Here is a 15,300-nt window from a genome sequence, read left to right on the forward strand (position 1 = left end):
TCTGAATTTATCTCTTGATATATACCTATATCTATGTGTTATAATTCCCCTGAAAGATATTTTAGGAGGTTTTACCATGACTGCTATAAACATTGATAAAAAAACAGCTGCCTGGGTTATTAAAAATGGAGCCAGCGTGACACTTGATCCGATATATCCTTTTAATCAGACAAAAGAGCGTGGTCCTGTCGATGTTATGCTTACTTTTGAAACACCGGAAAATTCAGAAAAGTATGATGTTACTGAAGATAAGGGAATTTATTATTATATTCACCGCAAACTATATATAAAAAAAGAACTGAGGCTGCGAATCAGCGGCTTTGGGCCATTTCAGCATTTAAGCTGCAGCGGTGTCAGCCGCTTTAAAAAGAAAAGCCAGATTGTATCTTTATAAAAAATGAAACCGGTCGGTAGTGATACCCCTGAAAAACTGAAAGGCTTTGAAAAGTAGTTTTCTTAAAAAGCGGTCTGCGTGGAATTTAGTTTCCATACAGACCGTTTTTCATCTAAAAGCGTTCGGTGGTGATGCCAGGTCGATTAAAACCGGCCACGTCCTGTAGCCAACATCGACACTAGCACGTCCGTGAGTTCCGGGAACAGCGCGAGCGAAGATCCACTTGGTCAAGTGAATCTTCTTGCCCAAGTCAGCTGAGGCCGTGCCCGCGGCAAGCATCCACCGATAAGCGATGCGTGAGAATCAACAACAAACTTTAACAGTTCTATCAGATTAGAAACGACTTTTTCAGTCGCCTCGGCGGGAGCGCCTGGTTTTATTATGCATAATTTTATTATCTGAGTATGACATCAAAAAAGAATTTAAAATTACAAGGTAGTGAGGGTTTATCTTTTCTAGAACGTGCTTTAGAATATATATATGCGAACATATGATTCATCTATCTTCATTCATTAAATTCTTTTTATTGGATAAAACAAGGAGGTACTGCAGTGGGACTTACATTTTATATCGGCCGCTCCGGCACAGGAAAAACCTCTGCTATGATTAGTGAAATGGCTGAGTTAATTAACAGGAGCCCAGCGGGTACTCCTTCCATTATATATTTAGTTCCCGACCAGATGAGTTTTCAATCTGAACAAAAACTTATTAAACAGACAAATGCTGGGATGACACGCGCCCATGTACTTAGTTTTTCACGACTGGCCTGGAGAGTACTGCAGGAAACCGGTGGAATTACAAAGACTGTAATTCAGCAAAATGGAATGCATATGCTTATTCGCAAAGTCATCGAAGAAGAAAAACAATCATTTCACCTTTACAATAAAGCAGCCGGTCGAGAAGGATTTATTTTACAGATGGAGAGGCTGTTCACTGAATTTAAACGTCATCTTGTGACCTTGGATTCCCTAGAAGAAGAGTGGAAACAGCTGCAGCAAAAAGAAAAATTATCAGCACGCGAAAAAGCTCTGAAAGATAAGCTTCATGACATTTTACTATTATGGAGAAAAATCGATCAATTTTTGCAGGGGAGCTACGTGGGTACAGAGGACTCTCTAGCATTACTTGCAGACAGTATTCCGGATTCCACTCTGCTTGAGAGCTGTTATGTTTATATTGATGGTTTTCATTCTTTTACTCCTCAGGAGCTAAATGTTATAAAAGCTCTCTTGAGTAAAGCAGATCAAGTGACCGCCGCATTAACCCTCGACAAACCGTATGATGATGAACCTCCTCATTTTCTTAATTTATTTCATCAAACAGCCATGACTTATCGCAAACTTAAGGCGCTTTCAAAAGAAACCAGCACCATACATAAGGATACCAAGCAGTTTTTCCGGTCTGCGCATTCAAAAGAAGGGGATTTGCTTCATCTAGAAAAGTACTTTGAAAAAAACCCCCCTGTTCAGGAGAAAAGAAACGAGCACATCTCCATAAACAGTGCGGTGAATCGTAGAGCTGAAACTGAAGCTGCTGCCAGAAACATACGAAAGCTTGTACGAGAGCATGGATATCGCTTTAAAGACATTGCTGTCATGATTAGAAAAAGCGAGGCTTATGCAGAATTAATTGAAACCACCTTTACAGATTACGGCCTCCCTTTATTTATTGATGAAAAAAGACCGATGCTAAATCATCCTGTCATCGAATTATTGCGATCTTCTCTTGAAATCATTGTGGAAAGATGGCGCTATGAGCCTGTGTTCCGGGCCATTAAAACGGACCTGCTGTTTGATTTGGAAGAAAGCATAGAAGATGCCAGAAGGGAAGCCGATCTGCTTGAAAATTATGTGCTCGCCTATGGTATAAAGGAAAAGCATTGGAAACTAAACAGACCATGGGCGTATAGGAAGTCACGTAATGCTATCGAAGAGAAAGGAAATCTCTCACCGGAAGAAGAAGAGCTTGAAAAAATAATAAACAAGAGAAGAAGTCAACTGGCAAAACCATTACTGCGCTTAGAAAAAAAGCTTAAACGTTCTACAACTTTTATTGAATATGGTCAATCTGTATTTGAGTTTCTAGAAGACCTGAAGATCCCGCAAAAAATCGAAATGCTTCGTGATCATGCTGCAGCGCGGAATGAATTAACAAGAGCAGGCGAACACGAACAAGTATGGGGAGCGATCGTAGAGCTTCTCGATCAAATGGTTGAAATAGCGGAAGATGATAAAGTTTCGACAGTTCGCTTTCATAAAATTATGGAGGCTGGACTAGAATCAATGAAATTTAGTCTTGTACCTCCTGCTATTGATCAGATTACAGTTGCTGATATGGAAAGATCAAGGCTGAGTGATATTAAAGCTGTATTTATTCTTGGCGTCAACGAAGGGCTCATTCCAGCTGTACCAGAGGAAGACGGCATATTGCACGATGAAGAAAGAGAATGGTTTAACGAAAGAGGAGTTGAGCTTGCGGATGATTCAGCACGGATGCTGCTTGATGAACGATTCCTCATGTACCGTGCTCTCAGCATTGCCTCTGAACGGCTGAGTCTGAGCTATGCTCTTGCAGATGAAGAAGGAAAATCCCTTCAGCCTTCTACGCTGATACAACAAATAAAAGAAATGTTCCCACATTTGAAGGAAAAGCAGGTATTTCAGCATCCTGATGAATATAAATCGACCCAGCAGCTTGATTTTATCGGTTCAGATAGAAAAACATTGTCATACGTAACTTATCAGCTGCAGCGCTGGAAAAGAGGATATCCTATTTCTAATATTTGGTGGGACGTATACAATTGGGCGATCTTAAAGGATGACGGGTTTTATGCGGCGCCCACCCTTCAGAGTTTATTTTATACGAATCGGCCGCAAAGCTTATCTGAACCGGTAAGCCTGAAGATTTATGGAGAGAAATTAAAAGCAAGTGTCTCACGGGTGGAGCGTTTTGAATCGTGTGCGTTTTCCCATTTTGTATCATACGGACTTCGTTTGAAAGAACGAGACATATTTCGATTGGAAGCTCCAGATATTGGCCAGCTTTTTCATTCTGCCCTTCAACAGATGACAGAAGCATTCCAGAAGGAAGGAAAAGATTGGAAAGATATCTCGAAGGAAGATGCAGTTCGAACGGCTAAGGCAACTGTACAAAAATTAGCCCCGGCTATTCAACGCGAAATATTACTAAGCTCGGACAGGTATAAATATTTATTAAGAAAACTTGAAGATACCATTATTAGGGCTTCAGATATTTTAAACAGACAGGCTAAAGCATCTGGTTACTCCCCTTATGGAATGGAGGTAGGCTTTGGTGAAAATGAACAGCTGCCTCCACTTCGTTTTACTCTTCCTAATGGAGTAGAAATGGAGGTGGCAGGGAGAATAGACAGAGTGGATAAGGCCTCCGGAGAAGGGGGATTATACGTTCGTATCATCGATTATAAATCTAGCCAAAAAGATTTACAGATTCCAGAAATATATTATGGTCTTGCCCTGCAGATGCTAGTTTATATGGATGTAGTGCTGTCTTTTTCAGAGGATTGGTTTGGCCGGGAAGCGCTGCCGGGAGGCGTACTTTATTTCCACGTGCATAACCCTTTCATTCAGGCAGCGCAGCATTTGTCCGAAGAAGAAATTGAAGAGGAGTTTTTCAAGAAATATAAAATGAAAGGCTTATTACTTGCCCAGGAGGAGGCAGTGCGGTTAATGGATCTGCCACTTGAATCTGGTAGATCTGAGATTGTTCCCGCTGCGTTTAAAAAGGACGGCAGTTTTTATGCCAATTCCTCAGTTCTTTCAAAAGAGAACTTTGCAGACCTCCGCCAATTTATCCGCAGTAAGCTGGAGGAGGTTGGTTCGTCAATTATAGAGGGAGATACACAAATTAATCCATATAAAGTAAAACAGCTGACAGCCTGTAGCTATTGCCCTTTTAAAGCCGTATGCCAGTTTGATACTTCCTTTGAAGGAAACGGCTACAAAACGTTATCGACTGATAAGAAACAAATAATGAAATCATTATTTAAAGAGGGGGATGGGACCATTGATTCAAATTAAGCCTAAGCCTGCAGATGTGTTTTGGACAGACAGTCAATGGGAAGCTATCTCAGCTGAAGGCACCAACCTTCTCGTCTCAGCTGCAGCCGGAAGTGGGAAAACGGCTGTTCTTGTAGAGAGGATTATCCGCAAATTGTCAGACGAAAGCAATCCGAAAGATGTAGATAAGCTTTTAATCGTGACATTTACAAACGCTGCTGCAGCAGAAATGAAATCGAGAATTGGAGAAGCTTTACAAAATGAAATAAAAAAAACTCCATCAAGTTTGCATCTGCGCAGGCAGCTTTCCTTGTTAAACAGAGCCCAGATTTCTACGCTGCATTCCTTTTGCATGTCTGTTATCCGAAAATATTATTACCTGGTTGAAGTAGATCCGCAGTTTCGAATAATGGATCAGACAGAAGGGGAGCTTCTAAGAGAGGAAATTCTTGACGAAGTGCTTGAGACCTACTATCAAGAGGGAAGCAGCCGTTTTCTATCAGCAGCTGACCGCTTTAACAACGACCGTTCAGATGAAGGCCTGCGAGGTATCATTCGAAAATTATTTCACTTTTCTCGTTCGCACCCGGATCCTGAAAGCTGGCTGGAGAACATGAGCCAGCTTTACAGTTTGAAATCAGATGTGGAGCTTGAAAATACGAGATGGGGTCAAGAGCTGTGGCGGGATGCTAAATTACGTATTACCATGGCCCTTCAGCATATTGAGGAAGGTAAACTCCTTTCTCAAGAAGAAGGCGGGCCGACTGCCTATTTGGACAACCTTACTGATGACGAGTTTCAGATCACCCCCTTAAAAGAAGCAGATTCCTGGAATGAGCTGCAGGAACATCTTGCCTCATTAACCTTTAAAAGGCTGAAATCTATTAAAAAAGACAGCGGTGTGAATGAGCAATTGAAAGATCAGGTGCAAAGGTTGAGAAAGCAAATGAAAGAGGAAATGACAAATTTGGCGAAAGAAGCGTTTGCTCATCCACCTTCAGCTTATATTAAAGACATTCAGACTATGAAAGAACCCGTACAGGTTATCAAAGAAATCACCGTCCAATTTTCAGAAACTTATCAGCAGAAAAAGAAAGAAGCCGGACTGGTGGACTTTTCTGATCTGGAGCATATTTGTTTAAACATATTAATAGACGAGAATGGAAGCCCTTCCACAGTGGCAAAGGAATATCAAAGGCAGCTTCATGAGCTGTTGATTGATGAGTATCAGGACACCAATCATGCACAAGAAGCAATAATTCAGGCTGTTTCAAAGGGAAATAATTTATTTCTTGTTGGCGATGTAAAGCAGAGTGTATACCGATTCCGCCTTGCAGAACCGGACTTGTTTCTCAAAAAATATAAAGAATATAACCGCGGGGATGGCTTTCCAGGATACCGGATAGATCTCGGTCAAAATTTCAGAAGTCGCAGAGAAGTACTGGACAGCACTAATTTTATTTTTCGGCAGATTATGAGTGAACGTGCCGGAGATATTGATTATGATGAACTGGCAGAATTAAAACTTGGCAATTTGCAATATCCCCAGCATGAGCAGAGTGAGACAGAATTAATTCTAATAAATAAAGGGAGTCCAATTTCTTCCAATTTAGAGAGCGCCGAATCAGATACGGAAGAAGAGCTTGAAACGGCTCAATTGGAAGCTAGATGGATGGCACGACGCATTAAGCAGATGATCAAAGATAAGTATCCCATCGTGGATAAAGAAACCGGTCAGATGAGGACGGTGACCTTTCGAGATATCGTCATCCTGATGAGATCGATGCCATGGGCGCCGGTGATTATGGATGAATGTAAAAAAGAGGGACTTCCTGTTCATGCGGATCTAAGCGGAGGTTACTTTGAAGCAGTAGAGATCAGCATCGTTCTTTCTTTGTTAAAAATTATTGACAATCCAAGACAGGACATCCCACTTGCTTCAGTGCTCCGTTCCCCAATCGTCCAAATGAATGAAGAAGAATTGGCAAATGTACGAGCGCAAGAAAAAAACGGAACATTTTTTGATGCATTCTATCAAACTGTCACGGCAGGACCGGAGTCAGTATGGAGAGAAAAAGCGGCCAACTTTTATGAAAAGCTGCATAACTGGAGATCCCGCTCGAAAAATCAGGCTTTATCTGAACTGATCTGGGACTTGCTTCAAGAAACCGGCTATTATGATTTTGTCGGCGGACTTCCGGCAGGCAAACAGCGGCAGGCTAACCTGCTTGCACTTTATGACAGGGCCAGATCCTATGAAAAAACGTCTTTTCGAGGATTATTTCGTTTTCTCCGCTTTATTGAACGAATGCAGGATAGAGGAGATGATCTTGGAACCGCTAGAGCCCTGGGCGAACAGGAAGACGTTATAAGAATGATGACGATTCATAAGAGCAAAGGACTCGAATTTCCAATTGTTTTTTTAGCAGGAATGAACAAACCATTCAACTTTAGAGATCTATACAGTCATGTATTACTGCACAAAGAACTCGGTATCGGCACAAAATTTGTAGATCCGGAAAAGCGTTTGGTGAGAGAGTCCCTGCCGCAGCTGGCAGTCAAAAAAAGACTCCACCGCGAAAGTGTTGCAGAGGAAATGAGAGTTTTATACGTTGGTATGACTCGAGCTAAAGAAAAGCTTTACCTCGTTGGAACCGTGCCGGAAGCAGAAAAAAGCATCCAACAGTGGGAACAACACAGACATAGTAAAGAGTGGCTCCTTCCTGAAGCCGGCCGGCTTCGTGCTAGATCATTTTTGGATTGGGTAGGACCTGCAGTGTTCCGTCATCAGACTTCGGAGTCATTGATTCCCTTTGCTTCTGCCAATGCCACTGTGTTTAATGATCCTTCTACTTGGAATATACAGATCACGGAAAAAGAAGAGCTGCTAGAGACGGAGGCAGTTTTTGCGGAGATTGATCAAGAGAAAGAAGAAGCAATAAAAAACTTTGTTCCTGTGTCCGTTGAAAGCGAATGGAAGGACGAGGTAGCAGAGCGGCTGCAGTGGAAATATGCTTTTGATAATGCAACGAGAACCCGTTCAAAACAGACAGTGAGCGAGTGGAAACGAGCAGTTGAGGATGAATACAGCGAAAAGGCATTTCAGGCAAGCTTTCGTTCAAAATACGCAGACAGGCCCAAGTTTTTAGTTAACAAAACCCAAAATCCGGCAGAAATGGGGACAGCTGTTCACACGGTTCTTGAGCATATTTCCTTACAGACACGAGTCACTGCTACTTTCGCTGCTTCGGAAATTGGGAGGATGATTGCTCTTGAACTCTTGACAGAAAGCGAAGCATCAGCCGTGGATCCCGAAGCAATCGTTAGATTTTTCGAATCAGAGCTTGGCATGGCCATGCTTGAATCCTCTACTGTTTACAGGGAAATTCCATTCAGTTATAAACGAATGGATACTTCACTGTCTGACGAGGATATCGTGCTCATCCAGGGTGCTGTAGATTGTCTGTTTGAAGATCAGGAAAAGGGACTCGTACTTGTCGATTTTAAAACTGATTCAGTATTAAGCCGTTTTGACGGAGACACTTCAAAAGCAAAGCAGCTCTTGAAATCAAGATACCAAAATCAGATTGACATTTATCGTGAAGCGATCGCATCCATTTGGAACCGCCCTGTGGAACAGGCTTATATCTATGCTTTCGAAGGGAATTTTACCATCACTATGTAATTTAGGAGAGATAACCATGAGGCTGCTGCATACTGCTGATTGGCATATTGGGCGTACCCTTGAGGGGAGAAGCAGGTTTTCTGAACACGCTGCATTTTTTCAGGAGCTGCATGCCATCGTCAAAGATGAAAACATTGATGCATTGATAATGGCAGGAGATGTATTTGATTCTGTTAATCCCCCTGCAGCTGCAGAGGAGCTGTTTTATGAAAGCATGGCAGAACTTACGGCAGACTGCCAAATACCGGCAGTAATTATTGCCGGCAACCATGATCACCCGGAACGGCTGCAGGCAGCCCGTCAGCTTGCCAAAACAAACGGAATTTTTATTCGCGGCTACCCTGATTTATCGCCGTTGGTCATTCCGGCTGGAACTGACGTGTTGCAAATTGCCGCCCTTCCTTATCCTTCAGAATCCCGTTTAAAAACAATGCTTCAGAGCGATCTTGATGAACGAAAGCTCAGAGACGTATATAATGATCAGATTGCCAAAATTTTTCAAGAGCTTACGAAAAATTTTTCTCCGAAAAATATTGGTATCGGCGTCAGCCATATATTTATAGCCGGGGCGTCTTCCACCGATTCGGAACGACCGATAGAGGTCGGCGGGGCTTATACCGTAACCGCAGACAGTCTCCCTGAAAATGTTCAATACACGGCTCTTGGCCATCTTCATCGCGCACAGACGGTTACAAAAGCTGCCGCTCCGGCACGTTATTCCGGTTCTCCCCTAGCTTTCAGCTTTTCAGAAAGAGGATATGCAAAATCCGTAACAATTGTTGATGCCCGCCCCGGCCAGCCTGGGCACTACAAAGAAATTCCTCTTTCCAGCGGGCGTCCGCTTGTTAGGTGGGAAGCAAAGCAGGGTCCTCAGCAGGTAAGACAGTGGCTCGAGGAAAAAAGAGATGATACCGCTTGGATTGAACTTGATTTATATACGAAAGAAGCTCCGTCTATGGAAGAAATCCATCAATGGAGAAAAACAAATCCAGGTATTATTACCATTCGTCCTGTGTTTCCGGAAAAGAAGGGAGACAAGCCTTATGAAAATAAGAAAACTCTCCCGCTGGACGAATTATTTAAACGGTACTATGAAAAACAGACAGGAGGAGCTGAACCAGAAAAAGAACTGGTGGAATTATTTATGAAGCTCCTGGAAGAAGAAAGGGAGAACCAAACATGAGGCCGATTGAACTTTCCATTCGTGGGTTACATAGTTTTCGGGAAGAACAAACCGTGGATTTTAAGTCATTATGTGGAAGCGGGGTGTTCGGGATCTTCGGACCGACAGGCAGTGGAAAATCGTCTTTGCTGGATGCTATGACACTATCTCTCTACGGGAAAGTGGAAAGAGCAACTAACACCCATGGTATTTTAAATCAAGCTGAAGACACCCTGTATGTGGGCTTTACTTTTGAGCTCGGCCAGGCAGGGAAAGCTGCGGCCTACAAAGTGGAAAGAAGCTATAAACGAAGCGGCAGGCATAACATGAAAACCTCAGCCTGCCGGCTCATAGACATCAGCAGTGACAAAAAAGTAATTGCTGATAAAGCAGGGGAAGTTACAAAGGAAATTGAAACACTGCTTGGTTTATCCATTGACGATTTTACAAGAGCGGTCGTGCTTCCTCAAGGGAAATTTGCTGATTTCTTAATGCTTAGGGGAAGTGAACGACGCCTGATGCTCCAACGCTTGTTTAATCTGGAAAAGTATGGGGATGAACTCAATAAAAAGATTAGAAACCATTTATTGGAGGTTCGGCACCAAAAGGATCGGACAGAAGCAGAACAAGCGGGACTTGGGGATGCCTCCACTGAAGCTGTTAAAATAGCAGAAGAGCAATTCGTGGATCTCGATAACGATGTGGAGAAACTGGTTGAAGAAAAAACTAATACACAGCAACAGGTAGATGAAAGTAAAAAAATACGGGACTGGCAGAAGCAAATGAATCAAGCTCAAACCAGGCTGGAATCATTGAAAAACCAGGAGCATGAAATCACAGAAATAGAAAACAAATTAAAAGAATCTGCTGAAGCAGCATCACTTCTGCCCTTTGCGGAAGCTTATTTACAAGATGAGAAGGAGATGCACGAGTGGAAGGACAAATTAAAAAAAGCTTCAGCACAGCGTGAAGAGTGCGCTGAAAAAGAGAGGAAAGCCAGAGAAGCATTGGATTCTTTTAATGCTGCAAAAGAAGATCAGGTTCAGAAGCTGCAAGATATGAGACAAAGAATAGACAATGTGGAAAAATGGCAGAAAGAGCTTGAAATAGTGACCAGACGATATGAAAAAAAGCGCTCAGAATTTACTGCCTTCGAACAAAAAAGAGAAGATATGCAGCAGAAAATAAAAGAACTCGATAATAAAGAAAAAAAATACAGCAGCATATTAGATGATTGGAAAAAAAGACTCAAAGATCACGATGTATCTCACAAATATAAAAGAAGAGCGGAAGCAGCAAAAGATGAGAAACTGACTCTTCTTTCCCTTGAAGAACGATGGAGAGAATACAGCGAAGAGGCAGAGAGTAAAAAGAAAAGGGCACAGGAGGCAGAGCAGTATAGACAATCTGCTTCGAAAAAACTGGCAGAGCAGACAGCCGTTCTAAAAAAACGTTTTCAGCAGATAATGTCCTGGTACGAGAAAACTGAAGAAGACAAGCGTGTCTGTGAAAAACTATTGGCTTCACTAATAGACAAACACGATTTCTTACAATCGAATCAGGAGGAACAGCACCATCAGGAGATGGCAGCCAGGCTTGCATCAGATCTAATCCCTGAAAACCCATGTCCTGTCTGCGGTTCCGAACACCACCCCTATCCTGCAGCACAAATGAATTCAACAGAACCTGTTGATGAAGATGAGGATCTGGATGCTATAAATCAGCTGATAGACACGCTGGAACGAACACTGAGAAATTTGGACCAGCGAACATGGTTTTTGCAAAATCTTTCAGACAGTATTCACAGGACCTTCCCCAAAGAAGAGGGCGATATTGAAAAATCTACCACAGAAATTTCTACTTTTAAATTCTCAGATGGAACAATTAAGAAGCTTTCTAGTGAATTTAAGCAATACACCTCCCAAATGGAAAAAGAGCAGGATACCCTGCAAATGCTCCATCAAAAGATTTCGATGGAAACGACTCTTTATGAAGATCATAAGGTGAACGAAGCTCACAAACAAAGAGAATGGGAGAGACTCTGCGATGACGCCAAAACTTCTGATCAGCACGCAAAAAAAGCAGAGCAGCAGCTTTGTGATGGAAAAGAAAAATGGAAAGAGCGTTTTTCTGAATTTCACTTTGAAACAATAATAAAGGAATATGAGCAAATGCAACATCAGGAGGAAGAACTGGAAAAAATCAGAAACAGAATGGAAGAAGGGAATTTTCATCTGGAGCAGGTACAAATAGAAAAAAATGACTTTAAAGATAAACATCATGCTTTGCAGCTGAAAATTACAGAAATCAATGCAGAAGTAAATAAGGAGCGGGAAAATAAAAACGAATATGAAACTTCGATTAAAAAAGCGCTGGGCAGCTTTTCGATTGAGGAATGGAAGTCTTCTCATGTAAAACAGTCAGAGGATTTAAAGCTGCAGGAAAATCAGATAAAAGAAGACTGGAAAGAAATGGACCATGAATTTGAAGCTGCGGAAACAAATAAAACAGTCGCTGAAAATGCCTGGAAAAATGCTGAAGAACGATATTTAAACGCCTCTCAAAAATGGAGAAATGAAACTCATCGCATGAATAAAGAAGGTCTTGCCCCCGCGCAGGCAGCGGCAAATGTATTAGAAACGGAAAAAGCAAATAAAATTGAACAACAGGTTTCCAGCTTTTATAAAGAAAAAGAAAATTGGCTTTTTACACTGGAAGAAGCACGTCAAAAAGTAAAAGATAATTACATCTCAGAGGAGCACTGGAACCATATTAATCACTTGTTAACCAGCCAGTTAGAGTTAATAGATAAACAAAGGGAAAAACGCGGAGCTGCCTGGAAAGCTCTTACGGATTTAAAAGAGAAAAAAGGCCGGTATGAACAGCTGGAAAATACAAGAACGGAATTGATAAAGGACCTTGAAAGATATCAAAAGCTCGACCAGGTTTTTAGAGGTAAAGGATTTGTCGAATTTCTAGCAGAAGAGCAGCTTATACAAGTCAGCAGGCAGGCATCTGAACGCTTAAAGGAACTTACAAGGGGGCGTTATGCCATTGAAGTAGATTCCGAAGGAGGATTTATTATCCGGGATGACGCCAATGGCGGTGTGCGTCGTCCGGTCACATCCCTGTCAGGAGGCGAAACGTTTTTAACAAGTCTCGCCCTTGCTCTCTCATTGTCGACCTCTATCCAATTAAAAGGAGAGCATCCGCTGGAATTTTTCTTTTTAGATGAAGGCTTCGGTACACTTGATCATGAATTGCTTGAAACAGTAATGACATCACTTGAGAAGCTGCAGACCGATAAATTGGCAGTGGGCATTATAAGTCATGTGCCGGAACTACAGGATAGACTACCTAAAAAACTACATGTATATCCGGCAGAACCAGGTGGTGCCGGAACAACACTAGAAATGAGTACGTTATAAATATATCCGCACAACCACTATTTCATCGGGGGCCGTAGCAACGGAACTTACGGTAACAATAACGGATGATGAGGTACAGGATATGTTATCTAAAATTACTAAGCCCGGATATGACTCCATTGACCAGCAGCGACATCGCTGATGCCGTATATTATGCAATGACGCAGCCGGCAAATGTTGATGTTAACGAAATTGTAGTTCGTCCATTAAACCAGTGCTGATATCGAAAGGGACCTAATACAGAAAAAAACACCCCCTTAATCGAACGTAATTATCGTTCGGTCAATAGGGGGTGTTTATTTATTCATTATTAATTTTTTCAATAATATGAGAGTGGTCAGCTTCTATTCTTAGATTATCCCCATTTTCAACGATTGCCTCTTTATTGCTTGTATCTTTTGTGAGCTGCCGGAAAATTCGCTGCTTGTGGACTTTTTCATCTGCGCCACGAAGCGGCCTCGGCTGTGCTTCAAACACTCGGTATGGCTTCAAGTCAAGTGTGGCTGTACCATTTTCCTGCAGACTGTAGGCAGCAACGAGGCTGTCTCTCGTTCTCGTCCATCCCTGATCAAAGATAAAGTTTCCAAGTGAATACATAATAAACGTATCATCATAAACATCCACTGATTGAAGTACGTGCGGATGATGACCAACAACGATATCCGCTCCAGCATCGGCAATTGCTTTGGCGAGTCCTTCCTGACGAGAGGTCGGTGAACTGTCGTATTCCTGCCCGGCGTGCAGATGAACGATGACAAGATCAGCATTTGCTTCAGCATGGGCGATTGCCGGAATAAATACGCTGGGGTCTGATGTCATAATTCCTGGATCAGTAGAACTGCCCGATTCCATTTTAGCATAGGTAATATCGTTAATGCCAAGTGTTGCAACTTCTAGACCACCATAAGAATTTACTTCGTAGCCATCTTCAGCAGAATCAGGGTTAAATTCTGTATCATTAGCACCTATGGGTAGTACCGAAGAATTATCAAACGCCTGCAAAGTTTCTGAAAGTCCCAGCTGACCATAATCCATCATATGATTATTGGCAAGGTTGACGGTGGAAAAACCAGCTGCCTCCACCGCTTTAATTGCTTCAGATTTCGCAGAAAGATGAATAATTTTATCGGCTTCTTCCGCTTCTGAATCTTCATCATTAACAGGATGTTCAAAATTTCCCGTTGTATAGTCAGCCGTCTGTAGTACCGGCAGAGCGTATTGAAAAAGCTGTTCGTACCCGATCTGTTTGGAAACCTCTTCAACGTGCCGGCCCATCATCATATCACCGACCATGGCAGCAGAAAATATTTCCTCGTCTGAATGCTCCGCAGGCTCACTGGCTGCTTCCGGGTCGGACCAACGTATGATAGTGATTAGCAGCACACACACTGCAAGAGCAATAATTGCATGACGAAATCCTTTTTTCTTTTCCTGTTTCGTATATGCAAGAATTTTTTCTTTTCTGTTTAAATACCGCTTCCCCATTTGTGAATGCTCCTAAATTAAATAATATAAAGTAATTATAATAAACGTCGCTGCAGTCAATACCAGTGTACTTGAAACCGTTGGGATAACCCCTTGTTTCTGCATCGTGTTAGCGATCAACCCGGGTACAATAACACCCAATCCTCTGAATTCGTATATTTCAAAGGGGAGTATGGGGTAAAAATAGTCGAATAATAATTTCAACACAATCCCGGTACACAACATGGCAGCAAATTTTCTGCGTCCGTACAGCACCATAAATTTCGTAAGACCAAATGTTACAATCAAATATGTAATCAAGCTGATGAGAAATATCGTCAGCAGAAACACCGGCTGGTCAAATACGAGCGCAAGATAGCCCGGGACGATTAAGCCCGCGGGCATGATTCCAGTTTTTTCTGCATAGATTAAACTAAGAACTACCCCTATAACTAAAGCGATATACAAATCCGTACCAAACAATTAAATAGCCTCCTCACCGACACTGCGATGTTTTACTTGCGGCGAGTGATGAAGTGTTTCTAAAAATGCTTCTCCTGCGCCGTGAATATTACCGATACCAAACAAAGTCGTACCATGGGATTCGGCCCGTACTCTGTCCAGAACTATATCTGCACTTTTACCTTCAAGATTAATGAGCTTATCATATGGAAGCTCACCTGATTCGTAAGCTTTTAAGATTGGATGAACATTTTGGCCAATCACTATTAATTTAGTACCTCCGAGCTCTGGAAGAACTTTTTCACAAAAATCTTTCGTTCTATCTATCCGGTCTTCCCGGCAATTGATAACCACTCCTTTGTCCTCTTTAATGAAGGAAGTGGACTGGAGGTGATCCCAGATAGCGAGAGTAGACGTCGTATCATTAGCGGCAAATCCGTTAATAAAGAAGGAAGTCTTTTTGCTTAAGTCAGTAAATGGTGTCACTCTGAGAGCTCCCGGATCAGGGTTGGCATTCAGCATCCCTCTCAGGGCAATATCGCGGCTGATATTTAATGCTTCCGCAACAGCCAAGGCAATTGCTGCATTTTCTTTGAAAATAGTATAATCAAATTTTTGTATAAACTCATGGGAGATTTTGCTGTTGTCTGCAAATACAATCTTTGTAT

7 protein-coding genes and 1 pseudogene are annotated in these 15,300 nt (G+C 42.1%); 5 read left to right on the forward strand and 3 right to left on the reverse strand.

The features are described from left to right. The first annotated feature begins 76 nt into the window (after positions 1 to 76). From ACE4RR_RS07965 to ACE4RR_RS07985, 5 genes are all read left to right on the forward strand, one after another. The gene (locus ACE4RR_RS07965) at positions 77 to 394 is read left to right on the forward strand and encodes a hypothetical protein (protein WP_375534878.1); all 318 of its coding nucleotides are present in this window, start codon (positions 77 to 79) and stop codon (positions 392 to 394) included. A gap of 551 nt (positions 395 to 945) precedes the next feature. Continuing rightward, positions 946 to 4,452 (forward strand): helicase-exonuclease AddAB subunit AddB, encoded by a 3,507-nt coding sequence (gene addB, locus ACE4RR_RS07970; protein WP_375534879.1) that lies wholly within the window; start codon positions 946 to 948, stop codon positions 4,450 to 4,452. Next, on the forward strand, positions 4,430 to 8,116 hold the full coding sequence (gene addA, locus ACE4RR_RS07975) for a helicase-exonuclease AddAB subunit AddA (RefSeq protein WP_375534880.1): 3,687 nt from the start codon (positions 4,430 to 4,432) through the stop codon (positions 8,114 to 8,116). The genes addB and addA overlap by 23 nt, the downstream gene beginning before the upstream one ends. A 16-nt stretch (positions 8,117 to 8,132) precedes the next feature. Beyond that, positions 8,133 to 9,299, forward strand: a complete 1,167-nt coding sequence (locus ACE4RR_RS07980) for an exonuclease SbcCD subunit D (protein ID WP_375534881.1) — start codon at positions 8,133 to 8,135, stop codon at positions 9,297 to 9,299. Next, complete coding sequence (locus ACE4RR_RS07985; protein ID WP_375534882.1) at positions 9,296 to 12,706, forward strand: AAA family ATPase; 3,411 nt, start codon at positions 9,296 to 9,298, stop codon at positions 12,704 to 12,706. The genes ACE4RR_RS07980 and ACE4RR_RS07985 overlap by 4 nt, the downstream gene beginning before the upstream one ends. Before the next feature lie 300 nt (positions 12,707 to 13,006). Here ACE4RR_RS07985 and ACE4RR_RS07990 read toward each other — a convergent pair whose 3' ends face one another. From ACE4RR_RS07990 to ACE4RR_RS08000, 3 genes and pseudogenes are all read right to left on the reverse strand, one after another. Further along, positions 13,007 to 14,191, reverse strand: a complete 1,185-nt coding sequence (locus ACE4RR_RS07990; RefSeq protein WP_375534883.1) for a CapA family protein — start codon at positions 14,189 to 14,191, stop codon at positions 13,007 to 13,009. 12 nt (positions 14,192 to 14,203) lie between these two features. Further along, the gene (gene pgsC / locus ACE4RR_RS07995) at positions 14,204 to 14,653 is read right to left on the reverse strand and encodes a poly-gamma-glutamate biosynthesis protein PgsC (RefSeq protein ID WP_375534884.1); all 450 of its coding nucleotides are present in this window, start codon (positions 14,651 to 14,653) and stop codon (positions 14,204 to 14,206) included. Next, a pseudogene (locus tag ACE4RR_RS08000) lies at positions 14,654 to 15,300 on the reverse strand (poly-gamma-glutamate synthase PgsB); the annotation flags it as partial. It abuts the gene before it with no gap.

It is taken from the genome of Alteribacillus sp. HJP-4, from assembly GCF_042139015.1.
GTDB lineage: Bacteria > Bacillota > Bacilli > Bacillales > Marinococcaceae > JBHIKY01.

Bases quoted from the DNA above. Each gene is read 5' to 3' on its own strand.
- addA (WP_375534880.1), top strand. From the start codon at position 4,430: ATGGGACCATTGATTCAAATTAAGCCTAAGCCTGCAGATGTGTTTTGG.
- ACE4RR_RS07990 (WP_375534883.1), bottom strand. From the start codon at position 14,191: ATGGGGAAGCGGTATTTAAACAGAAAAGAAAAAATTCTTGCATATACG.
- ACE4RR_RS07985 (WP_375534882.1), top strand. From the start codon at position 9,296: ATGAGGCCGATTGAACTTTCCATTCGTGGGTTACATAGTTTTCGGGAA.
- ACE4RR_RS07965 (WP_375534878.1), top strand. From the start codon at position 77: ATGACTGCTATAAACATTGATAAAAAAACAGCTGCCTGGGTTATTAAA.
- ACE4RR_RS07980 (WP_375534881.1), top strand. From the start codon at position 8,133: ATGAGGCTGCTGCATACTGCTGATTGGCATATTGGGCGTACCCTTGAG.